This is a genomic window from Noviherbaspirillum sp., from assembly GCF_036563305.1.
In the GTDB taxonomy this organism is placed as follows: domain Bacteria; phylum Pseudomonadota; class Gammaproteobacteria; order Burkholderiales; family Burkholderiaceae_D; genus Noviherbaspirillum.
Window position 1 is genome coordinate 66,162 of record NZ_DATCMQ010000008.1, and the last position, 23,587, is coordinate 89,748.

Here is a 23,587-nt window from a genome sequence, read left to right on the forward strand (position 1 = left end):
ATGTATGTGATCGTCAACGAAACGGTGCTGCGGCGACTCAGCGACGGCTGCGAATTCCCCCGCGACCCAGGAAACACCGACTACCAAGGATTCCTGCGGTGGCAGGCGCAGGGGAATACGCCACTGACGGCGCCCACGCCGACACTCGACATTGCGAAGGCCGCACGGCTACATATCGTCAATGTCGCGTGTGATGCAGCGATTAACTCCATTCGCGTGACGTATCCCGAGACCGAAGTGCTTTCCTGGCCGAAGCAGGAGGCCGAGGCACGGACGCTACAGGCGGATCCTGCGGCTGCGACACCGCTGATCGACGCTATCGCCGCCGGGCGGCAGATGGACCGAATGGAACTGGCATCTCGGATTCTGCAGAAGGCCGACGCGTTCGCCGTCATCTCCGGCGCCGCGATTGGCAAGCGCCAGGCGCTGGAGGACCAGATTGCCGCGGCGACGTCGATCGAGGCGCTAGACGCGATCACCTGGTAGCAGCAGCTGCACCGCACTCGGCCCGCTTCGGCGGGCTTTTTCATTTCTAGAACCATCAAGAAAGCCTCGAATGCCCGATATCGACAACGACGCGCAGAAGGCGCTGATCAAGGAAGCCATTTCCGAGTGGCTCGACAAACAGTTCGCCACGCTCGGAAAGTGGACGCTCGGCGGCATCTGTTCCATGGGCCTCGCGGCACTGACGTTCTGGTTCCTTTCTTCTAATGGGTGGCACAAATGAGCGCACTAATTTCCTTCCTCAGCGGCTCCGTTTTCCGCATGATCTGGGGCGAACTCAGCTCGGCATGGACCGCGTACCAGGACCACAAGCACGAGATGGAGCGCATGCGCTTCCAGGCCGAGCAGGACGATAAGCAGCACGCGCGCAACCTGGAGGCGATCCAGGTCCAGCACCAGCTCGGCGTGGAGACGATCCGCGTGCAGGGGGAGGTTGACCTGACGAAGATCGATGCAGAGATCTTCGGTACCGGCGTGGAGCTGACTGGGAAGACGACCGGATTCAAGTGGGTGGACGCCTGGAACTCGGCCGTCCGCGCGGCGCTGGCCACCGAGTGCATGGTCTTGATCAGCTTGCACTACTACCGCAAGGAATGGGTGCTGGATGCCGCGGGCTGGGAGCTCGCCGGCGCCGCGCTTGGCATCTTCGTGGCTGACCGGACGCTGTTCCGGCGCGGGAAATGACCAGGGCCAGGTTCCTGTCGCTAGCCGTACAGGTGACGGCGGCGCTCTGCCGGCGCTTCGAAGGACTGGTGCTGCATCCGTACCTGTGCGCCGCCGGCGTTCCCAGCATCGGATACGGCGCCACCTACTACCTCGACGGCCGACCAGTGACGCTCAAGGACCCGCCGATCAGCAAGCAGACGGCGGAGGTCATGCTGCTGCACATGGTCAGGTACATCTACCTGCCGGCCGTCCTGAAGCTCTGCCCGCACGTCGACAGTCCGGAGCGCCTGGCCGCGCTGATCGACTTCGCGTTCAATCTCGGCACCGGCCGGCTCAAGTCGTCGACGTTGCGCAAGCGCGTGAACGCCGGCGACTGGGATGCCGCGGGCGTCGAAATCATGAAATGGGTCAGGGGCGGGGGGCGGGTGCTAAAGGGGCTAGTGCGACGTAGAGAAGCCGAGCGAGCATTGATGCGGTAGGCAAAGACTTCTGGGCTACCCGATATCTGCTTCCGACCCCTGGGCCGTTTGCGATGTATCCATCTGCGGATTTGCCGGTATGTCTGTCATTGCAAGCCAGATGGTGGCCAGCCGCTCATCGTCGAATCCTCGCACGTGGCGCGATTCGGGGTCGGCAGGTAGCATGGCAGCATCGGCGGAGATGCGCGACAGCCTGGACGGGCTGTAGAGCAACGCAAATCTCTTCATGCCTGCAATCCTCATCCTTTGGAACCAGTCACGGGCCAGCCAGTCCGCAACGCCGGTCCAAATCCCTTGCACAAGGCGGTTGTCGTTTAGGACTTTTGTCGCGCTGAAGTGAGACATTGCTGCGAGTATCGCCTCGCACCCTTCAACGACCGACGCGTCAGACTGGTAACCCTTCCAGTTGGCATAGATCCAATTATTTTTCGCATCGAAGCTCACTTCGATGTAATCGCGTTCAAAGAATGTTTGCATTTCCGGCGGTGCGATGCGGGATGCGGCGGAGACGTGGCCGGCAATGTAGTCCTGCGCGTGGTGCGGCGCTTCGAAAATCGACCGTCAGTGCGGAGTATGGGCATTGAGGCCGGGAGATTCTACGCGGAACAGATCCTCTCCGCTATCAAATCCTGAGGTCTGCACGCATATTGGAGCGGCGCTTGCTGTTTTCAAGCCTCGCTCGCTGTTGCCCACGAACCCGTGGTTGGGTGTGGCCAGGGTTGTGAGGGGAAAGAGGGGTGCGCGGCCACCGTCGAGATCATGAAGCGGGTACGCGGCGGCGGCGGGGCTGAAGGGACTAGTCAGGCGCCGCGAGGCAGGGCGCGCTTTGCCTACGGCTTCCAGCCCCAGCTGAGGACACGTTTGCGGACAATTGCGACACTCTCCGCCGCACCGGACATGTTGTTGAACGGTAGCGGCTTGGAGATGTAGATGTAGCCAGGTCGGGCGCGTTCGACTGCCCCGCAATACGGGCAGGTGATCTCTGCCTGCATTGATAAGGGCTCGTCAAGGGAGCAGCCAAAGCGGAGCACGAGGAATCCGTGTCCACAGCCATTGTTGCGGCATTGTGTTACCTCCCCGTCCATCATGCTTCCTTTCTTCCGTCGCGAGCACTGGTTCTAATGACGGATGATTTCTTCGAAGGATACGTCGATTAAACGACTGCCAGATGCAGCATTGGCATCATCCGCATGGTCTCTGCAGCGAAGGCGTGAGCTACGAAAGAGGAACGCACCGCACATTAGGAAGCGACGTATTTCGTCGTCAGTTAGACGCTCAGATGCATTCGCTAATGTTTCTACAAATAAGGAAGTAATCCGGTCGGCGTCGAGGTTACGCGAATCGAGGCGCATTAGCAGCGCCAGAATTTGATACTCGTCCACTATGTCCTCTTCGTGATTGCGCTGTTGGTAACATACGACAGTGAACCGCTACGACACGTTGCCACGGCACCGATAACATTTCTGCATCAGTCCAAAGTCGCGATGTTGAAGGACTATTAACGTCAGCTATATGCGACGACGGTCGCCATGTTCGAATCGGATAGTGGAACTGTTCGCGTATCTCCCTGTCGTTACTGCCAGTTACACGACGAGGAGGCCATGAATCAGGACGAGATATTAAGGAGAGTCAAGGAGACCAACACTGCGGAGTTGGACACTGAATTGGTAGCCGAGATCTACTCGCACGTCCTCTTCTTGCTGTCGGACAGCATTGCTGCGAGCGATCTGCAGCGACTTATTCTTCTCGGTGCAGCGATGTACAAAAATGGAACGTCAGCTCGAGCGGAGCTGCAAATGCCGCCACTCGTGTCGGATATAGGGGTTCCGCCGACGAGCTATTTACAGTAAGAAGCAATGGAATGAAGAATCCGGCGTGTCGCAGCAGCGATGGAGCTTCCTCTACTTCGCGAGGAGCTTGCGCTCGTCCCCGTGCTTCCTCGCCGTTGACCTCGCAATCTTAAAGTCCACTTACCCCGAGCAGCATCTTTGCCTGCTGGAGCAGATCGTCGCGCGCCGGATGCGGCTTATCGCCGACGGGCCGTTCATCGTCTCCCTGGTCGGCTTGCAGGTATTCGACAGTGGCGGACTTGATGGCGGGGAGGGCGTTGAAGATCGGCCGATTGTATGTCATTCGGTGCTCTCGTCAGTTCTCTCATCGATCGAATTCTGTAACCGCGGAATACGATCGAGCGGAATCTTATGCGCTGCCCGTTCTTGATCGATGGAGATGACCTCGGCGTTGACGGTTACAGACGGCTGGCAGTCAAGGAGCGTTGTAAGATCTTTCGATATCTGGATTGCGGCCTTCTGAAGATTTGCATCAATTTCGCCAGTTTCATGTCCGGCTGCTCGCAGTTTATCCCTTAGCCCGATGAGCGCATCAATGCTTTCTACTTTGCGCGGAATGGCGGCAATCTTACCTTCGGTCGTCAAGTTGCGGTACATGAAGCCGGCGAACGATCGAATGAAGCCAGCGATGATCTCAAGGACCTTTTCGTCTCCCGCTACACTCGCCCACAGGCTTCCCGATTCGATTTTCACGATTTGCAACGGCGAGTCGACTTGCGAGATCTGAAGAAGATTGCATACCTCTTCATACATAGACTGAATGGCGGACAAGCGCTCAATGAAGTCTGTGAAGCTATTCGTGAGCGGCAGGGCTACAGAAAGACTGCCCCGATCATCCGCAACAGATTCGGACGCGTCGAGCAGCGACGCCGTGAAGTTAGCACTGAGTTCCAGATCAGTAAGTCTTTTGTCCAGGAAGGCTGCTTGTCGTACCAGAGCGACGGCATTCTTAGTCCGCCGTCGCGTGATGTACGTATCGAAGTTCTCGGAAAATTCCGCGATGTCCTTCATTAAGCTTTGCAAATATTCCGACCGAGGAGAAAGCTGGTGCTTTATATCCAGAAATATTTCGAATGAATTTACTTGCGCGAAAAAGCGCCGCACGGAAATGCCCGCTACCGCACCTGACAGGTTTGCATAGAACTGATGTAGGCTGGTGGCGCCTTCGCTGGCTCGCCCGCTTCCCTCTGCAATAAGTTGCAAATGGAATTCAACGGTCGCATAGAGCTCAGAAAGCTTTGCTACGCCGCCACGAAAAGCGGGCGCCGCACCTAGTTCAAGTCGAATTTCATCGAGCAAATGTTGCAGTTCGTGAGTGAGCATATCGGCGAGAGTAGGCGTTCGTTAGAGACAAGAGCAGCGCATAGCAAAAAGGGCCAACGCTCGCGCGAAGGCCCTTCTCTTTTCCGGTCCGACTTGGCCATCTTCCAAAATTTGGAAATCCATCTTCCAAAAGTCAGTATGCGCTAGGCCGGAAAACGGCTTTATTCTTGGGGTGGCCGATGGGACTCGAACCCACGACGACAGGAATCACAATCCTGGACTCTACCAACTGAGCTACGGCCACCATTGAAGTCTTTACCCGGTTCAACACCGAGGAAGCCCGTCATTATACAAACTTCATTCGCCCGTGGCAAATCAATTCCTTTGCCGTGCCTCAACGATTATCGGCTTCCAGCGACCGTGACGGTAGGATCGATACCCAGCAGTCTGACAAAGGCTGCGGAGAGCGTCGTCTTGCTGCCCGTGGTATAGCCGTGCACCGTGCCGTCAGCCAGCCGATCCCCATGCAGCAGGTTGCGCTCCTTCAGCAGGCGGGCCAGGTGATTCGCGACAGGTTTGCCAGTGTCGACGATGGCAACGGGTTGCGCCGTCAGGCGGGGCAGGACTTCCTCTATCAGCGGCAGCACAAAGGGATAGTGGGTGCAACCAAGCACCAGCGTATCCGCACCCTGCTCGATCAAGGGCGCGAGATAGCCGTGCAGCAGGATCGCCGTTTCAGGCGAATGCAGTTCGCCTTTCTCCACCTGGTCGGCCAGGCCGACGCATGGTTGCGGCAGGAAGTTGACGCCGGTGGAACGGGAAAGCTGCTGGCGCAGCGTCTCGAATTTCGCGCTCGCCAGGGTGCCGCGCGTTGCCATCACGCCGACCACGCCGTTGCGGGTAAGGGCTGCCGCAGGCTTGAGTCCGGGCTCGACACCGACGATCGGCACGTCCGGATACCGCTCGCGCAACGCCCGGATGGCTGCCGCGGTCGCGGTATTGCAGGCCACGACCAGCGCCTTGACGCCCTGCTGCAGCAGAAATTCCGCGATGCCGAGCGAACGCGCGGTGATGTCCTCTTCGCTGCGCCCGCCATACGGCGCATAGCCGGAGTCCGCGAAGTAGAGCAGGTCTTCCCGCGGCAGGCAGGTGCGGATATGCCGGAGCACCGACAAGCCGCCGAGGCCGGAATCAAAAACCCCGACGGGCGCGTTGCCTGCGGCCGTCGGGGTTGTGCGTGACGAGCTTGCGTCCACGACGGATCGGTCAGGCGGTCGTCACCGGGATCTTGCCCAGGCTGCCCGTGGCGATGCGCTCCGCCCATTCCTTGGGGCCGGTGTTGTGCACCGAGATGCCGTTGGAGTCGACCGCGACGGTAACCGGCATGTCCTTGACCTCGAACTCATAGATCGCTTCCATGCCGAGATCGGCGAATCCGACCACCTTTGCGCCCTTGATTGCCTTCGACACCAGGTAGGCGGAGCCGCCCACGGCCATCAGGTAGGCCGACTTGTGCTTCTTGATCGATTCGATGGCAACCGGGCCGCGCTCGGCCTTGCCAATCATGGAGATCAGGCCGGTCTTCTCGAGCATCATGTCGGTGAACTTGTCCATGCGGGTGGCGGTGGTCGGGCCCGCCGGGCCGACCACTTCCTCGCGCACCGGATCGACCGGGCCGACGTAGTAGATCACCCGGTTGGTGAAATCCACCGGCAGCGACTCTCCCTTGGCCAGCATGTCCTGGATGCGCTTGTGCGCGGCATCGCGGCCGGTCAGCATCTTGCCGTTCAGGAGCAGGGTCTGGCCCGGCTTCCAGGACGCGACTTCTTCCTTGGTCAGCGTGTCGAGGTCGACGCGCTTCGACTTCTGGGTGTCGGGCACCCACTGCACGTCCGGCCACTCGGACAGCGCCGGCGGTTCGATGTAGGCCGGGCCGGAACCGTCGAGCACGAAATGCGCGTGGCGCGTCGCCGCGCAGTTCGGGATCATCGCGACCGGCTTGGAGGCCGCATGCGTCGGATACATCTTGATCTTCACGTCGAGTACGGTGGTCAGGCCGCCCAGGCCCTGCGCGCCGATGCCGAGCGCATTGACCTTCTCGTACAGCTCCAGGCGCATCTCTTCGGTCTTGTCCCGCGGGCCGCGCTGCTTCAGCTCGTACATGTCGATGCTTTCCATCAGCGATTCCTTGGCCATCATCATCGCCTTCTCGGCGGTGCCGCCGATGCCGATGCCGAGCATGCCGGGCGGGCACCATCCCGCGCCCATCGTCGGCACCGTCTTCAGCACCCAGTCGACCACCGAGTCGGACGGGTTGAGCATGACGAACTTCGACTTGTTCTCGGAGCCGCCGCCCTTGGCCGCGACCTGCACGTCCACGGTATTGCCGGGCACGACTTCCATATGCACCACGGCCGGCGTGTTGTCCTTGGTGTTCTTGCGCTCGAACTGCGGATCGGCGACCACGGACGCGCGCAGCATGTTGTCCGGGTTGTTGTAGCCGCGGCGCACGCCTTCATTGACGGCATCGGTGATCGAGCCGCTGAAGCCTTCGAACCGGACTTCCATGCCGATCTTGAGGAAGACATTGACGATGCCGGTGTCCTGGCAGATCGGCCGGCGGCCTTCCGCGCACATCTTGGAGTTGGTCAGGATCTGCGCGATCGCATCCTTCGCCGCCGGGCTCTGCTCGCTCTCGTAGGCGCGCGCCAGGTGCTGGATGTAGTCGACCGGATGGTAGTAGCTGATGTACTGGAGCGCGGCCGCTACCGATTCGATCAGGTCTTCTTGCTTGATGATGGTCATGATGGTTCGTGCTTGGTGTCAGTGGGAATTCTTGCTGTGCTCGAGCGCCGGCGCCATGATGCGGTCGCATGCCGCGATCGCCATTGCCGACAGCAGGAAGGCAATGTGAATGGCGGTCTGCGCGATGAGCGTCTTGGCGTCGTAGGCGTTGGCGTTGATGAAGGTCTTGAGCAGGTGGATCGAGGAGATGCCGATGATGGCCGTCGCCAGCTTCACCTTCAATACCGACGCGTTCACGTGCGACAGCCATTCCGGCTGGTCCGGGTGGCTTTCCAGGTGCATCCGCGAGACGAAGGTCTCATAGCCGCCGACGATCACCATGATCAGCAGGTTCGAGATCATCACCACGTCGATCAGGCCGAGCACGACCAGCATGATGATGCTTTCCGTGAGCTTGGTCGGGCGCGGCGCACCCTCGATCGCCACGGCGCCGATGATATGGTCGAGCGCCGAGGCGTTGCCCATCGCGGCGCCGATCAGGTCGACCAGCTCGACCCAGAAATGATAGACGTAGACGCCCTGCGCAAGGATCAGGCCGATGTACAGCGGAAGCTGCAGCCAGCGGCTCATGAAAATCAGGTTGGGCAGGGGGCGGATCGGCCGCGTGGCCTTCGAAGTTTCTTTTTCCGTGGGATTCATGACGTGAGGGAAAACGGCCTGGACAAAACCCGTGCATTTTACACGCGCCCGCTGCTTTCGCTCCGGCATCGGTGTTTTTCCTGTGCAGCGCAAACTGACGCATATCAATGGCAGAACGACAAGCGCGGACTATAACGCTGGAACCCGGCAAGGCGCTCCACGACCTTGCCAAAAAAGCATGTGTAAGGCTTAAGTAAGAGTAAGGGCTTAAGGTCGCACACCAAACCAAACCTCAGCGGGAGACGTCCATGGCCGACATCGAGACCTTCAAACAGGAGAACCGTGTTTTCAATCCGCCGTCCGAACTCGTGCGCGGCGCGGCGATCTCGGGCATGGAGAGCTACCAGGCCATGTGCGCCGCCGCGGAGCGCGACTACGAAGGCTTCTGGGCCGAGCTGGCCCGGAGCAACCTGGCCTGGAACAAGCCCTTCACCCGGGTTCTCGACGAATCGCAGGCGCCGTTCTACAAGTGGTTCGAGGACGGCCAGCTCAACGTCTCCTACAATTGCCTGGAACGCAACCTCCAAAACGGCAACGCGGAGAAGACCGCCATCATCTTCGAAGCTGACGACGGCACCGTCACCCGGGTCAGCTACCAGCAACTGCACGACAAGGTCTGCCAGTTCGCGAACGGCCTGAAATCCATCGGCATCAAGAAGGGCGACCTCGTGGTCGTCTACATGCCGATGTCGGTCGAAGGCATCGCCGCCATGCAGGCCTGCGCCCGCATCGGCGCAACCCACTCGGTGGTCTTCGGCGGTTTTTCCGCCAAATCCCTGCAGGAGCGCATCATCGACGCCGGCGCGGTCGCCGTCATCACCGCCGACGAGCAGGTCCGCGGCGGCAAGCAGCTGCCGCTCAAGGCCATCGTCGACGAGGCACTCGCCATGGGCGGCTGCGATTCCATCCGCAAGGTCGTGGTCTACCGGCGCACCGGCGGCAATGTGAATTTCCAGGCCGGCCGCGACCTCTGGCTGCATGACGTGCTTGCCAGCCAGGCCACCACCTGCGAACCGGAATGGGTCAGCGCGGAACACCCGCTGTTCATCCTGTACACCTCCGGCTCCACCGGCAAGCCCAAAGGCGTCCAGCACTCCTCCGGCGGCTACCTGCTGTGGGCGATGCTGACCATGAAGTGGACCTTCGACATCAAGCCGACCGACATATTCTGGTGCACGGCCGATATCGGCTGGGTCACCGGCCACACCTACATTGCCTACGGTCCGCTTGCGGTTGGCGCCACTCAGATCGTGTTCGAAGGCGTGCCGACCTTCCCGCACGCCGGCCGCTTCTGGGAAATGATTCAGAAGCACAAGGCCACGATCTTCTACACTGCGCCGACGGCGATCCGTTCGCTGATCAAGGCATCGGAGGCCGACGCCAAGGTCCATCCGAAGAATTTCGACCTGTCCAGCCTGCGCCTGCTCGGTTCCGTCGGCGAACCGATCAATCCGGAAGCCTGGATGTGGTACTACCGGAATGTCGGCAACGAGAAATGCCCGATCGCCGACACCTTCTGGCAGACCGAGACGGGCGGCCACATGATCACCCCGCTGCCAGGCGCCACGCCGATGGTCCCCGGTTCCTGCACGCTGCCGCTGCCCGGTATCCAGGCCGCCGTGGTCGACGAGACCGGCAACGATCTGCCCAACGGCCAGGGCGGCATCCTGGTCGTCAAGCGCCCATGGCCGGCAATGATCCGCACCATCTGGGGCGACCCGGAACGTTTCAAGAAGAGCTACTTCCCGGAGGAGCTGGGCGGCAAGACCTACCTTGCCGGCGACGGCGCGGTGCGCAACGAGAAGACCGGCTACTTCACCATCACCGGCCGCATCGACGACGTGCTTAATGTCTCCGGCCACCGGATGGGCACGATGGAAATCGAATCCGCGCTGGTCGCCAATCCGCTGGTGGCGGAAGCCGCCGTGGTCGGCAAGCCCGACGAGACCACCGGCGAAGCCATCTGCGCCTTCGTCGTCCTCAAGCGCGCCCGCCCGACCGGCGACGAGGCAAAGCAGATCGCCAAGGAACTGCGCGACTGGGTCGCCAAGGAAATCGGCCCCATCGCCAAGCCCAAGGAAATCCGTTTCGGCGACAACCTGCCCAAGACCCGCTCGGGCAAGATCATGCGCCGCCTCCTGCGCGTACTCGCCAAGGGCGAAGAGATCACGCAGGACGTATCCACACTCGAGAACCCAGCCATCCTGGAGCAACTCAAGCAGGCGCAATAAGCAAGCGCCGGACTACGGGGGAGACAAAGCAAGAGGGCGCGGCCAAAAGCCGCGCCCTCTTGCTTTCGATACCATGCCCCCGTGAAATCTTGCAGATCCTTCGCGAACTGCTGCTATAATGTGCGGCTTCGCACGACTGCGAAGCCGAATCCAGGAGAGATGGATGAGTGGTTTAAGTCGCACGCCTGGAAAGCGTGTATAGGTTCATAGCCTATCGGGGGTTCGAATCCCCCTCTCTCCGCCACCTACGTAAGCGCCTGATTCTCAGTGAGTTTCAGGCGTTCTTCTTTTCCGCTTCGCTATTCTGTTGTCTTGCGAGTTAACTCCGGGATAGTTTTGACCGACGGTGTACCCTCTATCTTTGCCATCTCCTCGTTATCTTGATCTCCTTAATCAGCGGCCAGTCGCACAGCATCTTCGTGCTGTTGCCTAGCGGCTTGGCGATGAAGGCCGGATTAGCCCCTGAAATCAGCGCGACGGTCGCATACTTGTACCGCGTTTTGTACGGGCGGGCGGTCGCGGATCCGAGCTTGGCACGCGTCGGGTCAATGCATGCTTCGACAGGCTGATGCCGGTCTACAAAGACGCCATCCTGCGGCGGTACCAGTCGGGTTCTTAAGTCTGGCGATTCGGGAGCGTCGGCGGCTCAGAGGATGCCAAGATCATGGTTCGGATGAAGTTTGTGACGAGGGGGCTATTGTAGACGTAGGTGCTGCTCGACAAATCGAATATGGACGGGCGCAATTCTAGACTGGCGCCTCGTCCTATTACCCGCCCAAATCCTCACGGATGTCTTGCCACGTCTTTTCGAGGACGGCCCGCGACTGATTTATAAGTTCAAGGGCTCGCCGCTCGATTGCATCGAGATCAATCGGGTCTTCTTGTAGCAGATCGACGATCGTTTCCATGTTCTTGATCAGTTCTTCCGAATAGCGTTTCTGCGGGTCGAGCATCATCTCAATCCTGGCTTGAATTTCTACCAACTCGGTGAGTCGGTCGTCCGATGCGCTGCTTTGCATGTAGTTGCTATTTGCTTTAATCTCGTGCCCCATTCTTGACACGAGAGATACGAACTTTGACAGAGAGTGTCTTAGCTCTGTTTGCCACTCTTTCCTAAACTGCGCAGTAGAAGAGCGAATTTGGTTCTTCTGGCTGACAAATGCAAGCCGACCGATGGCAAAAGTCGCCACTGCGCCGACAACGCCGACGAAGACTGTCGCCCAAAAGATTGGCCAGTCGGTAGGCGTGTCAACCTTTAGCTTTAGCGTCTTCGGCTCGATCTCGATCGTGGATTTGGTAACGATAGTTGGCACTGGGCCTCTTAGCTCTATTGTCTGCAAAGCGGGCGTAGCGAGCTTCTGCTCGCCGGTTTTACCTGCTGCTTTCGGATGTTGGGTGAACTGCGTTGCAGTCTGGTCTGTTTGGGCTACTGTGAGCTGCATATGAAGAGGTCCGGTGTTTCGGTGTGTCTAGTCGGGCCAGAAATATAGCCGAAAAATTACTGGTACAACCGTTACCATTTCGGCTATATTCGCGGTGGAGAAGTTGCGTATTAAGGAATTGCAGCTTCTCCAATCCAGAGCCCCGCCTTGAGTGGGGCTTTCGCACATTCAGAATCATGAATGGAGCGAATATGGCAAAAAGGGCAGAGCGGCGCGCCCACGCAGAGAGGTTGAAGAAGGCGCGGCAAGCATACTGGGGCTGGCACGGTCTAAGCGGCAAGCAGGCGGGAATAGTGGCCTACACACCTAAGACCTGTAGCTGCTGGATGTGCGGGAACCCGCGGAAATACTTTGGCGAACGCACGATTCAGGAGCGCCGCCGGATGCAGGAGGACGAATAGACTCGAACTGTGAAACCAACGTCGGGCCTTTTTGCTTTTGCGGCCACCAGTTGAAGTCGCAGCAGGATTTGCTGCTTCCGGCCCTGCGCCAGTGGCGCCTGCACCTACGCATCACAGCTTGGGAGCTGAGGGCAGGCAAAAAGTATCACTGAGGCGGCCGTGACCTCATTCGAAGCACGCCACGAGCGAACCGGCAACGTGCCAACAGGTGAGAACAGGCTGTCAGGGCGTCGGTTCGCAGTGGAGTACAGGCCGAACGAGAGCGCCTGGGAGCAGAACGCCTGGATCGCAAAAAAATACCCGGCAACTCTGGCAGATCGCGTAGGGCTGGGCGAGGTCAAACGCCCAGTAGTCCCGGGCTGATCCCCAGCGCTGCCGCGATCTTTGCGCGAGTGGCTTTCTAATTCTTCGGCGCCGCTTCCTGTTGAGAGTAAGCGGACTGAGAAATGCCGAGGCACTCGGCCATTTCCGCCTGAGTGATGGCAAGGTGCTCGCGCCAGGCGTGGATAGGCGTCATCTCGTGCACCACCATGAATTCGACAACCTCATGGGGAACGCTGCGGCGCTGGCCTTCAGTCACTTGTGACCGAACATAATCGGCATAAGGGATGACGACAAAGGCGGGCTTCCCGTCCGGCCCATTAATGATTTGGATTTTGGTAGGTCCGCTCATCGCGCTCCTTCTCTTCCTGGATTGAGACGATGCGAACCACGCCGTCCAAGTTAAAGAACACTCTATAGTAGCCGACGCGGAGCCGATACTGGTGCACATGGTTCGTCAGGTCTTTGACGTTCTGGAAGTTCGGCATCTCCGCCAGGGCGCGGACCGCAAACACAATATGCTTGCCGTGCTGGACATCCGCAAAGGGTAGAATCGGCTTCCCGCACTTCTCCTGCCCATGCATGGAAACCATTTTCTTCTGGACGTCGAAACTGTTCTGGATGCTGCTGTCGCCGGATAGTCTCTTCCTGCTCCTGCTTGCCGCCGGGTGGGGCTTGCTGAGGGCCGGGCGGGAGAAGGCGGGGCGGCGATTGATTGGTTTTTTGCTCGCGTCACTCTGCTGCCTTGCGTTGTTCCCGGTGGACGAATGGCTGATGCATCCGATCGAAAGCCGTATCACCGCCAAGCCGGTACTGCCGGCCGATGTGGATGGCATCATCATGCTCGGCGGAGCCGAGCAGACGCAGCGCAGTCGGGCGTGGGGACAGCCGGCACTGGGCGAGGCGGGTGAACGATACATGGCCTTCCTCGAACTGGCGCACGCGTATCCGGAGGCGAAGCTGGTGTTCTCCGGCGGCTCCGGGCAACTTCTGGGGCAGGAGCTGAAGGAGGCGGACATTGCTGCCGACGTGTTGCGGCGGCAGGGCCTGGAGACGTCACGGGTGCAGTTTGAAAGCGCGTCGCGCAACACGGCCGAGAATGCGCTGCGGACCGTGCAGGGCGCGCGACCGACGCAAGGTGAGCGCTGGATACTGGTGACTTCGGCCTTCCACATGCCGCGGGCAATGGGCGGGTTTTGCAGGGCCGGGCTGGCGGTCATTCCCTATCCGGTCGACCAGCGCTCGGAACCCGGGCGCCTGCTCCGACTGGAGCTCGACCTGGCCGGTCATCTGCTTCGGACGCGTGACGCGATGAGCGAGTGGGTCGGGCTTGTCGTCTACTACCTGCTCGGGCGGACCAATGCGTTGCTTCCGCAGTCCTGTGAACTGGCATGATTGCCGAAGTTGCGCGGGCCAATGCGGTCGGAAGGAGAATCATGGCCTGCGCCGGCGCCGGCTCGATGAAGCGATGTTCTCGAGCCGGCGGGTACCTCTGGTTCAGCTGTTCAGTACCAGGAAGTGGCCGCCTTCTCGCTTGATCGCCGTCATCCATTCCTTCAGCACCGGCGGCGGGTCGCCGTCACACGCCAGGTCCACGTCAGTCTTGACGATGGCATACGGTCCGAACTGGGGCACCGAGCGCTGTCCCGAGTAACCAAAATTCTCGAGGTCGGAAATATCGGTACCTGCACGGACGACCAGGTGACGGTAGGGGATCGTAGTCGACTTGTAAATATCCACGAGCATGGGGAAATCCTCTAAGCAGAAAGCGGTGTGCTGTAGATTTGCCGGCGGGCAAAATTGTTCCCGAGAATTTTAATCGGAAGCGTGAATGATTGGCTTCACGATGCTCCGCTGCGAATCCGCGGAGGGTAGGGCCGTACCTTGTCCTGTTCGCCCGCATCATTGCGTGCGACGATCGCCCTTGCAGGTTCTGTCGCGCTCAGATTGATCGCCTCGTGCGGGACGCCGGGCGGGATGAACAGAAAATCACCGGCTTCGCTGACGATGGACTCGGACAGACCCTCTCCATGTCGTGTCTCCACCCGTCCCTGCAGAACATAGATCGCTGTTTCGTGTGTTTCGTGAATGTGCGGCTCTGCCCGGGCGCCCGGCGGTATCACGACGATGTGCATCGACAGCGCCCGGCTTCCCGCCGTGCTGCCCGAGATGCCGATGAAATAGGGGAGGCGTTGCGGGGTCAGCAACTCCCGTTCCGGTTTCACTGCGATGATGCGCCTGGCACCCGGCCGCTCCATGTCTGCCCCTTGCTGTTCAATGCAGGAATGTTAGCACCTGGGTCATGCGGTCCTGCGGTTTTGACGGCGTCTTCGTGCGCATTGTGGCGCAAAGGAGAATGTGCGCGGTTGTCCTCCGGGCAGGGCAGCTGAGCCGGGGAGATGCGGAGGCGAGCGATGCTAGCGCCGGTCGGTGCGAAAGGGCTGGGGCGGACGGGCGTCGTTCCCGTGGTGAAGATCGCGTTCATATTCGGCGATGACCTGCGCGCCGAACAGCAGCAACGCGGCGGCGGCCTCGAGGCTGAGCAGGACCACGATGGCCGTGGTGAGCGATCCGTACACCACGTTGACCTGCGATAGCGTGGCGAAGTACCACACGAGGAGGTGGCGCGTCACTTCCCATAGCAACGCCGCGGTCACGCCGCCGATCAGCGCGTGCCGCAGCGACAGGCGGCCGACCGGCATCACGAGGTAGACCGAGGTGATCACCAGGATTTCCCCTGCCAGGCCCAGCAGGTAGAGCAGCGCGCCCGACACGCCGTCAAGCTGCCAGCGGTGGCCGAACAGGCGCACGCTGTCGTCGCCGAGCGCCTGCAGGCTGCCGGCGACCACCGTCACCAGGAACAGGCCGACGCCCAGGAACAGGATGTAGCAATAGGGCAGCAACGCCGAGACCAGGAAGTGCCGGCGACGGATCGCCACACGATGGAAGAAGATCACGGACATCGCGTTCTCCAGCACGGTGAAGGCCAGGGAGCTGAAGAAGAGCAGGGTCACCGCAAGCAAGGGCCCGATGAATTCCCGGTGGGCGAGGAAGTTCGACAGCTCGGCGACGATGGCGCCGGATTGCCCGGGCAACAGCCATTCAAGATAGATCGCGAGCGTCTGCAGCAACTCGGTCTCGTCGATGAGGTGCGACAGCGCGATGACGGTCACGATCATCAGCGGCACGATGGACAGCAGGGCGTAGTAGGCCACGGCACCGGCAAGCAGCAGCCCCTGGTTGCCCCGGAAGCTTTTCAGCGCGCGCAGGAAGAACGCGCCGGGACGGGTCCAGATCGTTGCAGTGCCTGGGTCATTGTTTTGCATGCGGCTGTACGCGCCTGTGGATGCGCAAAAGCCTACCTTAGCGCATGCCCGCCCGGGCTGGCTTGGTATCCGTCATGCCCGTCATTTGTCGCGTCGGCGCTTGCCGTCATCCCGTCCCGCGCCGATGGAGCTCGCGAAGTTCGCGTGGGCGCTGTCGAACGCGGCGTCGACGGCGGAAAGGATGGGCGAGTTGCGGTACTGGGCGCGGAACCACCTGCACCAGTAGGCATCCTTTTCGAGTTCCGCGCGCGCTGCTTCCAGGGCGGCGATCCGCTCGTCGCGCACGTTGATCTCCTGCTGCAGATGGTGGATGGTGCGGGAGGCCTTCTCGACGAGTGCGACCAGTTCATCAAGAATGGCGGCGTTCGCGTCGTGCTGTCGGCTCAATCGGAATCCCCGGATACAGGTGGCATGAGAAGCGCCGTACGAGATGCGTACGGCGCGCTTGCAGCCGATGCGCGCGTTCAGGCGCAACAGCAGGCAGGCGCAGAAGAAGCCTGGCTCCCCGACCTGGACTCGAACCAGGGACCTGCGGATTAACAGTCCGTCGCTCTACCGACTGAGCTATCGGGGAAAGGAGGCGGCATTATAGGGCGGCCTCACCGTCTAGTCAAAGCGTATCGCGCGGCGTACGGTCCGGCGGTCGCCCGCGGCATGATTCGCCATGCCGCGGCGTCCGCTGCCGCATTTCCGGCCCGGCCCGGCTTCGCTATTCGAAGCGTTTAATACTGTTTGGATCGCGGCCCATCCATGGTCTCGAAGGAAGGAACAGGTCGCGCGGATCCGACTTGTCCTCGGTCTGCCGGTACACATGCGCCCAGATGCTGATACAGCGGGATATGTCCTCGCGGCTCAGCTTCTCCTGTTTCGGGGAAGTCTTCCCGAGCTTGATGGGGGAGGTGTAACGCGCATCACTGACAGGCGGAATTGGCTTGGTCAATGAACGTGACTGACGCTTTTCCATGGCGGCCTCGCACAACTGCACAATAATTCGGCTGATTTCCAGGCAGTACGTCTTCACGCTGCCTTGTCGTTGTTGGTGCGGGTCACGCGCGTGGCGAAGAACCGGAAGAATGCGGCTGACGTCGCAGGTTCCCCTGTATCGCTTGTCTGCGCAAGACGGAACACCATGAAGGCTTGGAATCGCTGAAGGCGAACAAGTTCTCCGGCCGATGCGCGATGTGACTCCGATCCTTGCGGACGGTGCCGGAACTTCCGATGGGATTTCCGTACGAAGAACAAATACTGCCGCTCTGGCGCTGGATGAGGTTTCCTATGGCCGCTGTCGAACAAACTGCCCAAAGACTCGAGATACTCGTTGAGGCAGCCTGCCGCTATGGCCTGGTGCTGGAACTGCTTTCAGCAATCCACGAGATGCAGAATGGACGCCAGCTCGGACCCGGTGAAGCCGAGCTGTTCAATGCTGCCTCCATTGCCGCATTGCTGGCCAAGCTGGAACGCGCCAAGCGCGGTATCGATCTCGAGTGACCGTCGGCGTCTCTTAAGACGGCGAGTGCGTCAGGCTTTCCTGAACAGCTTCTTGGTGAATTCCTCCAGCGACACCAGTGCCCGATGCAAGGCGCGCTGCAACTGTTGGGACGGCCGTTGGCCCGAATAGAGGCTGTGCACTGAAGGCTTGCGGCGGGACCGGAGGGTCTTGCTGCCGGGCGTGCTGCGGACGAAGTGCCCGCCGATGAAATCGGCCCGCTCCTCGCGTGCAGACCCGGTTGCGGCCTGCGCTTCGCTGCGCGCGATCCACTCATCATGCTCACGCCTCTTGGCCGGGTCGGACAGGACGGCGTAGGCGGTATTGATGATCTGGATGACGCGGATCGCTTCCGTGCTGTCGCCATGACGGTCCGGATGGTACTTCTGGCACAAGGTCTTGTACGCAGCCCTGATCACCTCGGGCGGTGCGTCGCGCGCCACCTTCAGGTTGTCGTAGTGCGTATGGACGTTTGCCATGGTGCGAAGAAGGAAGAGTCGGACAGAAATGAAATGGCGGGCGATCTGGAGACGCAACAGCTCGGGCCAAACCTATCGTAAATCATGTTTGCCCCGGGATTATTGCAGTTTATCAATTTGACTACAGCCCCTGGTCCTTGATGAGTGTATTTCCAGCGCGGACCGCGGCATCAATTGCGTCCTCGTAGCTCTCGAACCGCCCCTCGACATGCCGCTTGTCCAATACGCACTGGAAGTTGTCGGCCCGTGAATCGAACCGATAAATGCTGACGAAGGGATCCCAGCCGCCGGCGGGAAGTTCATGGGCGATCAAATGCAACTGGTACTGCCCCACTGTTTCAATCTGCATGTCTTGCTCCTCGACTTGATCATGCTAGCAGCGGCCGGGTGGCTGCGCTTGACCCTGGTCATTCCTCTTCCCCAAAAAATTAAGCGCGCAATCGGCCTCCCTATGTTGTTCCTGGGAACAATTTCGTAGAATACGGGTCTAGACGCCTTCTCACTTCCCAAACAGGAATAGCAATAATGTCAAGTGAATCCCGGAACCTTGAAATTGCAGCACTGCGCCAGCTTGAAGAAGCAGTCCGTGCCTGCGGCCTGCCGACGGTGATGGTCTCCGGGCAGCGCCAACTCGACATGCTTGCCGCGGCACTGCGCGCAGTCGACGAGGCGCGCAATGCCGAACAACTGGTCCATGGATAACGCTGGGGCCTGACCTCCATTCCACTCTGCCGGACGTTCTCCTCCACACGGGTCACGGCAGACGCGATCCTGCTGCTTGCACTACAAGATGCGAAACGGCGCTGTCATTGCGCCCGCACCATTCCGGGCTATCCACGGTCCGCATCTCGCTCAATTCCCGCCACGGCCTGCATCTTGCCCGTACGGCATGTCCCTTGCTCCGCTTTCCGCGACTAGGCCGCCGGCTGAACCTGCGTGTTCATCGGCCCGTCATTACTGAATTGCACAATGACCGGACAGAAGCGGCTTGTCCAAGTTGTCAGGCGCAGTTCGGCTGCGGAATGCGAACGGAGGGTGCATGAACATCACGCATGAGATGCTGGAGGCCGCGGTGAAAAGGCAGTCGAGGCGGGATTGCTTCCTCGCCATGCCGGCGCCAACGAAGCCTCCATTGACCGGGAAATCGTTCGCGTCGTCCTGGAGGCGGCGTTTGCGGGGATGCCGCCTAAAAGCCGGAGGCCCGGTCGGGCACGCGCACCTGAAGCACCGCGCAATGGTTTTTTGCCTGCCAGCGAGACAACCGGCTCCCCGGCATGTTTTGCGGATTTTGCTCAGATGCCTACCGTGCGCTTGCCCACAAAATCTGTGGTCAATTCTGTGGATAAGCTTCGCAGAGCCTATTCAGGTGCCTGATTTGATTGCCCTTTTTTGCGCTGATGAAAACGGGGGCACCGCCGGAATTCACAGGTACTTCGCGAAGTGGATCGCCGGGTATGACCAGGCGGTCCAGCACTCCACCGTTGCGGCAATCAGCTGCTCGTTCAGCGCCCAGGCTTTTCTGTAGCGTTCGAAGTAGTCTTGCATGAGGGTCTCCTCCAAGGGTGGAGGGAGAATGTAGCAACAGGTCGCCGGCGCACGTTTGTGCTTTCTCAAGCCTGTTGCGCTCTGGACAGAACGGGCGCGGCACTGGGCATGACGGCGTCCTCTTCCACTTCCGTCCGCAGGCGCGGTAGAAAGGCGCGGTATTCTCTCTGCATGAAGGCAACCAGCGCTTCGCGCATCTTGCAGCGCAGATCCCACGCCCGGCCGGCATCCCCCGCACTGACCAGTACCCGAACCTGCATTGCCCGGTCGCTTACTTCCACCACGTGGGTCTGGCACAGGCGCCCGTCCCATTCAGGCGACGCCTTGCAAATGCGCGCAGCTTCCTCCCGCAAAGCCTCTACCGGCATCCGGTAATCGACCCAGATCAGGACTGTGCCCAGGATCTCCGCGCTGCTGCGGGTCCAGTTCTGGAAGGGATTCTCGATGAACCATTGCAGCGGGACGATCATCCGGCGCTGATCCCAGATCCGCACCACGACGTACGTGCCGGTGATCTCCTCGATCTGCCCCCACTCGTTCTGTACGATCACCACGTCGTCCAGCCGGATCGGCTGGGTCAGCGCGATCTGCATTCCCGCGAGCAGGTTGCCGAGCACCGGTTTGGCGGCCAGGCCGACGACCAGTCCCGCCACGCCGGCCGATGCGAGCAGGCTGGTGCCGATTTCCCGCAGCAGCGGCAGCGTCGACAGCGCAGTGCCGGAACCGATCATCAGGATGAGCGCCATCACCGAACGTGAGAGGACGCGGGTCTGGGTTTGTACCCGCCTCGCGTGCAGGTTGTCCGGCGTATCCGCCGGGTTGAGTTCAAGGATGGTGTGGGTAACGGCGCGTACGCAGCGCAAGCCCAGCCAGGTGAGGCCGCAGACGATGCTCAGTCCGGTGAAATGCCGGACCGTCGACAGTCCGGGAAGATCCGTCGGGGCGCTGCGAAGGATGACTTGGGCCGCGAGCAGGTACAGCACGACGCCGGTGGCGCGGTGTCCGTACTGCACCAGCCGACTGGAATAGGGAAGCGGCGCGGCAATGCGCATGAGCGCGTGCGTGCCTACGCTGTGCACGACGAGCACGATCGGCAATGCGACCAGCAGCTGAACAAAAATGTTCACCCAAGGGATCTGGCGGACCAGCACAATCCAGGGGATCACCGCGTAGCCGAGCGTACTCGGCCAGTCCGGTACAGTTTCCGTCATTGGTGTTACCTGTTTTCGAAGGAAAGCCGAATCGAGTTGCGCCGTGAGCGGAAGTTCGATGAAGAGCACTGCATTGCAGCAGTGGTGTAGCGGGAATTGAGACGAAAGAAGAGAAATTTACCGCGGAACAGGCGAAGCCGGCGCGCCGGCCCGGTACGCACTAGTGCGATACTTCCCACGCGCCCCTTGGTTCAAGTACTTGCGTCGCCGTTGGGCGGGCGCTTGTGACTGTGGGTAACGGGGTTATGATCCGGAACCGGATCATCGTCGGGCGAGGGCTGCTGATCCGGAATGGGATCGTCGCCCGGCGCCGGTTCGCGAGGAACCTGATGGTCGAAAATGACAGTCATGATGTTACCGTCCGCTAAACTTATGACCGGTTGCAGACCTGATCCGCATTGCCAACCAGCAGGCGACACACATGAGACTGGCGCTTCAAGGGAGGCGCCCGTGATGCGCGACGTCCCGTCCGTGGCTCGTCTCCGTCCCGCGCCGCCGACCGGCCCCTACCGTCGGTGCCGGTCGGTCGAAACCGTGCAATCCTTCAGGATGACAACGCTTCCGCGGAAGCCGTCTTCGGCTTGAATTGCTTGTCGCTGATCCTGAATTTCGTCCGGCGGTCACCCATCAGTTGCCGGAGGTCGCGGATGCTCAGGTCCGACACCTCGTGCATGCGAATCAGCAGCGAAGCGCCGACCGGCAGACGGCGGTGGCGAATCTTGCTGATCAGCGGCGGCGCCACTTCGAGCGCGCGCGACAAGGCTGCGTCGTTCTTCAGATTCAGGCGCTCGATCAAGGATTCCAGCAGGTTGTTCGGGTCGTATTGAAACTGCTCCGAAGGTTTGGTCTCGTCAACTTGGTTCATCTGTCTATGTCCCCGTTCAAGTTCAGTCCGGTCTTATTCTGACCATTCGTCCGGATGTCTTTTTGATAATTCTCAGTATTCCGGAGATGCCTTCATGCGCAGAGTGTGGGTGCTCGCATTCGGGCCTGGCCTTGAGTATCTTCAAACGAAATAGGCGGCGCCGAGAACGAGCGGAGAACCACTGACGCCGGCCACCACGAGGCGCCTTGCCACCGAGTGGATCTGGTCTTCAAATGCGCGATAGGTCTGCAGGAAGTCCAGCTGGCCGCCCTTCATGCGGCGCAGGTGAGCGAGCGCGTTGCGCGATACCAGGCACTCCCGGTCGGTGAAGCCGACCTCGACCGTGAATGTGACTCCCTCTTCGCCGACGCGTGGTTCCGTAATTGTCTTGTACATGCTTGTCTCCGTCATGGATGTCGAGATTGAGGAATGGAAACCAGTGAGGGCCATGGTAATAAGTCGTTTCGGCAAGGTCTTGACGGTGCTCAACGAGGACGAACGACATGGTCGCGCTTCCTGCGCGCGACTTGTGCATGCGCACGGCGTGGGCTACGCCAGGCCTGCCGGCGTCGACTGGAACAGAGTGAGCTCCCAGGTATCCGGGACGAGATTGTGACGAAGGATATAGAGGGCGTTGTCGCTCGCCTGCAGCTTGAAGTAATTCTGGTCCTGTCCGATCCATCGATCGACGATCTGCAGGACGGTGAGTTGGGCTTCGCCCAGCTTGAACCCACAAGGCTGCAAGTCGCCGTGCGGGCCGGGCATGGTTTCCACGAGGAGCAGCATCAGGGGCGGGTGATGTGACGTAGAGGAGGCGAGACGAGAATTTGGCAGCCGCACGTACCGATCGTTCCGAAGAAAGAGGCGTTCACTGCTTGCATCCAGGCGCTGCCTCGCAAACAATGCTGACTCAGCCACGCCTGGAGAGCATGCATGTATCTGGACCATCCGAAGATCAGCGCGACAAACAGCAATACCGAACCGGACCGAATCGAGCGGGTGAACCGGGTTTACGGCTACGCCCTGGCGCTCGCCGACAGCGCCGGCGATTCCGCCTTCCTGGGGAAGCTGGCGCACCTGCATGACCATAAGGGGACGCTGATCGTCGTCTGGTTCGAAGAACCGGGGCCCGAACAGAAGGTGTACTTTGTCAAGGCATGGCACAGCAAGATCGGCGACGAAAGCACGCAGGTGGAGCACCGTATCGAGGCGCCGGGCACCTGAGCAGGGAGATCGCCCGGTTCCTGTGGGCGATCAAGGCGAGTGGCCATATGGCGTTCCGCTTCAATGGCTTCCGACTATACTGCTGTCGTCCTGCCTCTCGTTCCGACCGCGATGTCGGTCTCCCCGGATGACTGATTCATGAGCGAAGCAAACGAAAGCAAAACGGCATCTTCTGCATCGGGCTTGTCCGCGCTGACCGCGTTTGCGGGCCTGAAGCCGAAGGGCGCCTGCTGGTACTGCAACCAGCCGGTCGACAATGTCCGGCGTTTCTGCAGCAAGGATTGCGCGGACGATTACCGGACCGAGGAAGAAAGCTTCAGCACCCGCCCGGTATGATGGTCCCGCCTGCTGCTTCCACGACTGCGTGATGGGGCGTCGTCGGCGCTACATTTTGCGTTGTCACAACCGGCGCCGGCCGCTCATCCTGTTTGCGACAGATCGCGTCCCGCTGTGCCGTCTAAGCTTCCCGGTGATATCGCGCGCGCCTGCGCACGGCCGACCAACATGACAGGGGCAGATGATGACACCAGACGAAATCGTTGCGGAGCTCAATGCAAGCAACCGTGAAATGCTGCTTGCACGGAAGGACATGGACCGACTCACCTCCGACCAGGTCCTGGCGCTGATGGACAGGGCCGCGATGCAGGGCTTCAGGCTGGGCAGCAACGTCGCCCTCTCGATGGTGAAAGGTTCTCTGCTGGTCCAGCTGGCGCGGTCGGCCGGAACAAGCCGAAGCGCCGCCGAACCTTGATATTTCCGTAAAGATACAATTCGTTACAATCTCTCTGTGCACCTTCTGAAGCTGGCGGCGTTTATCCGTCAGAATTGGTTTCTGGCAATAGGAGAAGTG

General features: G+C 60.4%; 32 protein-coding genes, 3 tRNA genes and 1 pseudogene. 13 read left to right on the forward strand and 23 right to left on the reverse strand.

The window, feature by feature from the left end:
- The 4 genes from VIM12_RS05925 to VIM12_RS05940 all read left to right on the forward strand — a co-directional run bounded on the left by VIM12_RS05925 (window position 1) and on the right by VIM12_RS05940 (window position 1,649).
- Entirely contained in the window at window positions 1-486 is a 486-nt protein-coding gene (locus VIM12_RS05925; protein ID WP_331940696.1) for a hypothetical protein, read from the forward strand.
- Window positions 487-556: 70 nt separating this feature from the next.
- Window positions 557-727 (forward strand): hypothetical protein, encoded by a 171-nt coding sequence (locus tag VIM12_RS05930; protein WP_331940697.1) that lies wholly within the window; start codon window positions 557-559, stop codon window positions 725-727.
- Window positions 724-1,188: a hypothetical protein gene (locus tag VIM12_RS05935; RefSeq protein ID WP_331940698.1), complete on the forward strand. Its 465-nt coding sequence runs from the start codon at window positions 724-726 to the stop codon at window positions 1,186-1,188. The genes VIM12_RS05930 and VIM12_RS05935 overlap by 4 nt, the downstream gene beginning before the upstream one ends.
- On the forward strand, window positions 1,185-1,649 hold the full coding sequence (locus tag VIM12_RS05940; RefSeq protein WP_331940699.1) for a lysozyme: 465 nt from the start codon (window positions 1,185-1,187) through the stop codon (window positions 1,647-1,649). The genes VIM12_RS05935 and VIM12_RS05940 overlap by 4 nt, the downstream gene beginning before the upstream one ends.
- A gap of 15 nt (window positions 1,650-1,664) precedes the next feature.
- Here VIM12_RS05940 and VIM12_RS05945 read toward each other — a convergent pair whose 3' ends face one another.
- On the reverse strand, window positions 1,665-2,126 hold the full coding sequence (locus VIM12_RS05945; protein WP_331940700.1) for a hypothetical protein: 462 nt from the start codon (window positions 2,124-2,126) through the stop codon (window positions 1,665-1,667).
- Between the two features lie 1,124 nt (window positions 2,127-3,250).
- On the opposite strand from VIM12_RS05945, the gene VIM12_RS05950 reads away from it, so the two are divergent.
- Entirely contained in the window at window positions 3,251-3,499 is a 249-nt protein-coding gene (locus VIM12_RS05950; protein ID WP_331940701.1) for a hypothetical protein, read from the forward strand.
- A 109-nt stretch (window positions 3,500-3,608) separates the two neighbouring features.
- Here the strand turns inward: VIM12_RS05950 and VIM12_RS05955 are convergent, their stop codons facing one another.
- The 6 genes from VIM12_RS05955 to VIM12_RS05980 all read right to left on the reverse strand — a co-directional run bounded on the left by VIM12_RS05955 (window position 3,609) and on the right by VIM12_RS05980 (window position 8,206).
- Complete coding sequence (locus VIM12_RS05955) at window positions 3,609-3,782, reverse strand: hypothetical protein (RefSeq protein WP_331940702.1); 174 nt, start codon at window positions 3,780-3,782, stop codon at window positions 3,609-3,611.
- Window positions 3,779-4,822: a hypothetical protein gene (locus VIM12_RS05960; RefSeq protein ID WP_331940703.1), complete on the reverse strand. Its 1,044-nt coding sequence runs from the start codon at window positions 4,820-4,822 to the stop codon at window positions 3,779-3,781. Before VIM12_RS05960 ends, VIM12_RS05955 begins: the two co-directional genes overlap by 4 nt.
- 168 nt (window positions 4,823-4,990) lie before the next feature.
- Window positions 4,991-5,066, reverse strand: a tRNA-His gene (locus VIM12_RS05965).
- A 97-nt stretch (window positions 5,067-5,163) separates the two neighbouring features.
- Window positions 5,164-6,018: a glutamate racemase gene (gene murI, locus VIM12_RS05970; RefSeq protein ID WP_331940704.1), complete on the reverse strand. Its 855-nt coding sequence runs from the start codon at window positions 6,016-6,018 to the stop codon at window positions 5,164-5,166.
- A gap of 10 nt (window positions 6,019-6,028) precedes the next feature.
- Window positions 6,029-7,567 (reverse strand): fumarate hydratase, encoded by a 1,539-nt coding sequence (locus VIM12_RS05975; RefSeq protein WP_331940705.1) that lies wholly within the window; start codon window positions 7,565-7,567, stop codon window positions 6,029-6,031.
- A gap of 18 nt (window positions 7,568-7,585) precedes the next feature.
- Window positions 7,586-8,206, reverse strand: coding sequence for a YqhA family protein (locus VIM12_RS05980; RefSeq protein WP_414691757.1), 621 nt, complete (start codon window positions 8,204-8,206; stop codon window positions 7,586-7,588).
- Window positions 8,207-8,454: 248 nt separating this feature from the next.
- On the opposite strand from VIM12_RS05980, the gene acs reads away from it, so the two are divergent.
- Complete coding sequence (gene acs, locus VIM12_RS05985) at window positions 8,455-10,437, forward strand: acetate--CoA ligase (RefSeq protein ID WP_331940707.1); 1,983 nt, start codon at window positions 8,455-8,457, stop codon at window positions 10,435-10,437.
- A gap of 153 nt (window positions 10,438-10,590) precedes the next feature.
- Window positions 10,591-10,681: transfer RNA gene (locus tag VIM12_RS05990), tRNA-Ser, on the forward strand.
- A gap of 523 nt (window positions 10,682-11,204) precedes the next feature.
- Here the strand turns inward: VIM12_RS05990 and VIM12_RS05995 are convergent.
- The 3 genes and pseudogenes from VIM12_RS05995 to VIM12_RS06005 all read right to left on the reverse strand — a co-directional run bounded on the left by VIM12_RS05995 (window position 11,205) and on the right by VIM12_RS06005 (window position 13,185).
- Window positions 11,205-11,879 carry a hypothetical protein gene (locus tag VIM12_RS05995; RefSeq protein ID WP_331940708.1) on the reverse strand — a complete coding sequence of 225 codons (675 nt, stop codon included), beginning with the start codon at window positions 11,877-11,879 and terminating at the stop codon, window positions 11,205-11,207.
- Between the two features lie 804 nt (window positions 11,880-12,683).
- Window positions 12,684-12,953 (reverse strand): annotated as a pseudogene (locus VIM12_RS06000) (helix-turn-helix domain-containing protein); the annotation flags it as partial.
- The gene (locus VIM12_RS06005) at window positions 12,922-13,185 is read right to left on the reverse strand and encodes a type II toxin-antitoxin system RelE/ParE family toxin (RefSeq protein WP_331940709.1); all 264 of its coding nucleotides are present in this window, start codon (window positions 13,183-13,185) and stop codon (window positions 12,922-12,924) included. The gene VIM12_RS06005 and the pseudogene VIM12_RS06000, both read right to left, overlap by 32 nt.
- On the opposite strand from VIM12_RS06005, the gene VIM12_RS06010 reads away from it, so the two are divergent.
- Window positions 13,184-13,996 carry a YdcF family protein gene (locus VIM12_RS06010; protein WP_331940710.1) on the forward strand — a complete coding sequence of 271 codons (813 nt, stop codon included), beginning with the start codon at window positions 13,184-13,186 and terminating at the stop codon, window positions 13,994-13,996. The two genes, VIM12_RS06005 and VIM12_RS06010, sit on opposite strands and share 2 nt — an antisense overlap.
- 102 nt (window positions 13,997-14,098) lie before the next feature.
- Here the strand turns inward: VIM12_RS06010 and VIM12_RS06015 are convergent, their stop codons facing one another.
- The 6 genes from VIM12_RS06015 to VIM12_RS06040 all read right to left on the reverse strand — a co-directional run bounded on the left by VIM12_RS06015 (window position 14,099) and on the right by VIM12_RS06040 (window position 16,948).
- A complete protein-coding gene (locus VIM12_RS06015; RefSeq protein ID WP_331940711.1) occupies window positions 14,099-14,347 on the reverse strand; it encodes a hypothetical protein in 249 nt (82 codons plus the stop codon).
- A gap of 95 nt (window positions 14,348-14,442) precedes the next feature.
- A complete protein-coding gene (locus tag VIM12_RS06020) occupies window positions 14,443-14,859 on the reverse strand; it encodes a cupin domain-containing protein (protein WP_331940712.1) in 417 nt (138 codons plus the stop codon).
- Window positions 14,860-15,018: 159 nt separating this feature from the next.
- Entirely contained in the window at window positions 15,019-15,927 is a 909-nt protein-coding gene (locus VIM12_RS06025; protein ID WP_331940713.1) for a YihY/virulence factor BrkB family protein, read from the reverse strand.
- A gap of 81 nt (window positions 15,928-16,008) precedes the next feature.
- Complete coding sequence (locus VIM12_RS06030; RefSeq protein ID WP_331940714.1) at window positions 16,009-16,314, reverse strand: hypothetical protein; 306 nt, start codon at window positions 16,312-16,314, stop codon at window positions 16,009-16,011.
- A 111-nt stretch (window positions 16,315-16,425) separates the two neighbouring features.
- Window positions 16,426-16,501 (reverse strand) — tRNA-Asn (locus tag VIM12_RS06035).
- Between the two features lie 135 nt (window positions 16,502-16,636).
- Complete coding sequence (locus VIM12_RS06040; protein ID WP_331940715.1) at window positions 16,637-16,948, reverse strand: hypothetical protein; 312 nt, start codon at window positions 16,946-16,948, stop codon at window positions 16,637-16,639.
- A gap of 197 nt (window positions 16,949-17,145) precedes the next feature.
- Between VIM12_RS06040 and VIM12_RS06045 the strand changes: the two genes are divergently transcribed.
- Window positions 17,146-17,415, forward strand: a complete 270-nt coding sequence (locus VIM12_RS06045; protein ID WP_331940716.1) for a hypothetical protein — start codon at window positions 17,146-17,148, stop codon at window positions 17,413-17,415.
- Between the two features lie 30 nt (window positions 17,416-17,445).
- Here VIM12_RS06045 and VIM12_RS21290 read toward each other — a convergent pair whose 3' ends face one another.
- Complete coding sequence (locus VIM12_RS21290) at window positions 17,446-17,892, reverse strand: J domain-containing protein (RefSeq protein ID WP_414691758.1); 447 nt, start codon at window positions 17,890-17,892, stop codon at window positions 17,446-17,448.
- 121 nt (window positions 17,893-18,013) lie between these two features.
- On the reverse strand, window positions 18,014-18,241 hold the full coding sequence (locus VIM12_RS06055; RefSeq protein ID WP_331940717.1) for a hypothetical protein: 228 nt from the start codon (window positions 18,239-18,241) through the stop codon (window positions 18,014-18,016).
- Between the two features lie 176 nt (window positions 18,242-18,417).
- Between VIM12_RS06055 and VIM12_RS06060 the strand changes: the two genes are divergently transcribed.
- Entirely contained in the window at window positions 18,418-18,594 is a 177-nt protein-coding gene (locus VIM12_RS06060; RefSeq protein ID WP_331940718.1) for a hypothetical protein, read from the forward strand.
- Window positions 18,595-19,314: 720 nt separating this feature from the next.
- Here the strand turns inward: VIM12_RS06060 and VIM12_RS06065 are convergent.
- The 5 genes from VIM12_RS06065 to VIM12_RS06085 form a co-directional block, all read right to left on the reverse strand.
- A complete protein-coding gene (locus VIM12_RS06065; RefSeq protein WP_331940719.1) occupies window positions 19,315-19,437 on the reverse strand; it encodes a hypothetical protein in 123 nt (40 codons plus the stop codon).
- Window positions 19,438-19,502: 65 nt separating this feature from the next.
- Window positions 19,503-20,717, reverse strand: coding sequence for a mechanosensitive ion channel family protein (locus VIM12_RS06070; RefSeq protein WP_331940720.1), 1,215 nt, complete (start codon window positions 20,715-20,717; stop codon window positions 19,503-19,505).
- A 475-nt stretch (window positions 20,718-21,192) separates the two neighbouring features.
- Window positions 21,193-21,513: a hypothetical protein gene (locus VIM12_RS06075; RefSeq protein ID WP_331940721.1), complete on the reverse strand. Its 321-nt coding sequence runs from the start codon at window positions 21,511-21,513 to the stop codon at window positions 21,193-21,195.
- Between the two features lie 141 nt (window positions 21,514-21,654).
- Window positions 21,655-21,909: a DUF1488 family protein gene (locus VIM12_RS06080; protein ID WP_331940722.1), complete on the reverse strand. Its 255-nt coding sequence runs from the start codon at window positions 21,907-21,909 to the stop codon at window positions 21,655-21,657.
- A gap of 153 nt (window positions 21,910-22,062) precedes the next feature.
- Window positions 22,063-22,299, reverse strand: coding sequence for a hypothetical protein (locus tag VIM12_RS06085; protein WP_331940723.1), 237 nt, complete (start codon window positions 22,297-22,299; stop codon window positions 22,063-22,065).
- A gap of 147 nt (window positions 22,300-22,446) precedes the next feature.
- On the opposite strand from VIM12_RS06085, the gene VIM12_RS06090 reads away from it, so the two are divergent.
- From VIM12_RS06090 to VIM12_RS06100, 3 genes are all read left to right on the forward strand, one after another.
- Window positions 22,447-22,737 carry a hypothetical protein gene (locus tag VIM12_RS06090; RefSeq protein WP_331940724.1) on the forward strand — a complete coding sequence of 97 codons (291 nt, stop codon included), beginning with the start codon at window positions 22,447-22,449 and terminating at the stop codon, window positions 22,735-22,737.
- A gap of 138 nt (window positions 22,738-22,875) precedes the next feature.
- Entirely contained in the window at window positions 22,876-23,073 is a 198-nt protein-coding gene (locus tag VIM12_RS06095) for a hypothetical protein (protein WP_331940725.1), read from the forward strand.
- Window positions 23,074-23,254: 181 nt separating this feature from the next.
- Window positions 23,255-23,488: a hypothetical protein gene (locus tag VIM12_RS06100; protein WP_331940726.1), complete on the forward strand. Its 234-nt coding sequence runs from the start codon at window positions 23,255-23,257 to the stop codon at window positions 23,486-23,488.
- Window positions 23,489-23,587 lie beyond the last annotated feature (99 nt).

Bases quoted from the DNA above. Each gene is read 5' to 3' on its own strand.
- VIM12_RS05940 (WP_331940699.1), top strand. From the start codon at position 1,185: ATGACCAGGGCCAGGTTCCTGTCGCTAGCCGTACAGGTGACGGCGGCG.
- VIM12_RS06060 (WP_331940718.1), top strand. From the start codon at position 18,418: ATGTCAAGTGAATCCCGGAACCTTGAAATTGCAGCACTGCGCCAGCTT.
- VIM12_RS06005 (WP_331940709.1), bottom strand. From the start codon at position 13,185: ATGCATGGGCAGGAGAAGTGCGGGAAGCCGATTCTACCCTTTGCGGAT.
- VIM12_RS06055 (WP_331940717.1), bottom strand. From the start codon at position 18,241: ATGCAGATTGAAACAGTGGGGCAGTACCAGTTGCATTTGATCGCCCAT.
- VIM12_RS06090 (WP_331940724.1), top strand. From the start codon at position 22,447: ATGTATCTGGACCATCCGAAGATCAGCGCGACAAACAGCAATACCGAA.
- VIM12_RS06085 (WP_331940723.1), bottom strand. From the start codon at position 22,299: ATGCTGCTCCTCGTGGAAACCATGCCCGGCCCGCACGGCGACTTGCAG.
- VIM12_RS05945 (WP_331940700.1), bottom strand. From the start codon at position 2,126: ATGCAAACATTCTTTGAACGCGATTACATCGAAGTGAGCTTCGATGCG.
- VIM12_RS06020 (WP_331940712.1), bottom strand. From the start codon at position 14,859: ATGGAGCGGCCGGGTGCCAGGCGCATCATCGCAGTGAAACCGGAACGG.
- VIM12_RS05960 (WP_331940703.1), bottom strand. From the start codon at position 4,822: ATGCTCACTCACGAACTGCAACATTTGCTCGATGAAATTCGACTTGAA.
- VIM12_RS05955 (WP_331940702.1), bottom strand. From the start codon at position 3,782: ATGACATACAATCGGCCGATCTTCAACGCCCTCCCCGCCATCAAGTCC.
- VIM12_RS06080 (WP_331940722.1), bottom strand. From the start codon at position 21,909: ATGTACAAGACAATTACGGAACCACGCGTCGGCGAAGAGGGAGTCACA.
- VIM12_RS06100 (WP_331940726.1), top strand. From the start codon at position 23,255: ATGATGACACCAGACGAAATCGTTGCGGAGCTCAATGCAAGCAACCGT.
- VIM12_RS21290 (WP_414691758.1), bottom strand. From the start codon at position 17,892: ATGGCAAACGTCCATACGCACTACGACAACCTGAAGGTGGCGCGCGAC.
- VIM12_RS06015 (WP_331940711.1), bottom strand. From the start codon at position 14,347: ATGCTCGTGGATATTTACAAGTCGACTACGATCCCCTACCGTCACCTG.
- VIM12_RS06065 (WP_331940719.1), bottom strand. From the start codon at position 19,437: ATGCAAGACTACTTCGAACGCTACAGAAAAGCCTGGGCGCTGAACGAG.
- VIM12_RS05950 (WP_331940701.1), top strand. From the start codon at position 3,251: ATGAATCAGGACGAGATATTAAGGAGAGTCAAGGAGACCAACACTGCG.
- VIM12_RS06025 (WP_331940713.1), bottom strand. From the start codon at position 15,927: ATGCAAAACAATGACCCAGGCACTGCAACGATCTGGACCCGTCCCGGC.
- VIM12_RS05980 (WP_414691757.1), bottom strand. From the start codon at position 8,206: ATGAATCCCACGGAAAAAGAAACTTCGAAGGCCACGCGGCCGATCCGC.
- VIM12_RS05935 (WP_331940698.1), top strand. From the start codon at position 724: ATGAGCGCACTAATTTCCTTCCTCAGCGGCTCCGTTTTCCGCATGATC.
- VIM12_RS06075 (WP_331940721.1), bottom strand. From the start codon at position 21,513: ATGAACCAAGTTGACGAGACCAAACCTTCGGAGCAGTTTCAATACGAC.
- VIM12_RS05995 (WP_331940708.1), bottom strand. From the start codon at position 11,879: ATGCAGCTCACAGTAGCCCAAACAGACCAGACTGCAACGCAGTTCACC.
- acs (WP_331940707.1), top strand. From the start codon at position 8,455: ATGGCCGACATCGAGACCTTCAAACAGGAGAACCGTGTTTTCAATCCG.
- VIM12_RS05925 (WP_331940696.1), top strand. From the start codon at position 1: ATGTATGTGATCGTCAACGAAACGGTGCTGCGGCGACTCAGCGACGGC.
- VIM12_RS06095 (WP_331940725.1), top strand. From the start codon at position 22,876: ATGAGCGAAGCAAACGAAAGCAAAACGGCATCTTCTGCATCGGGCTTG.
- VIM12_RS05975 (WP_331940705.1), bottom strand. From the start codon at position 7,567: ATGACCATCATCAAGCAAGAAGACCTGATCGAATCGGTAGCGGCCGCG.
- VIM12_RS05930 (WP_331940697.1), top strand. From the start codon at position 557: ATGCCCGATATCGACAACGACGCGCAGAAGGCGCTGATCAAGGAAGCC.
- VIM12_RS06010 (WP_331940710.1), top strand. From the start codon at position 13,184: ATGGAAACCATTTTCTTCTGGACGTCGAAACTGTTCTGGATGCTGCTG.
- VIM12_RS06045 (WP_331940716.1), top strand. From the start codon at position 17,146: ATGGGATTTCCGTACGAAGAACAAATACTGCCGCTCTGGCGCTGGATG.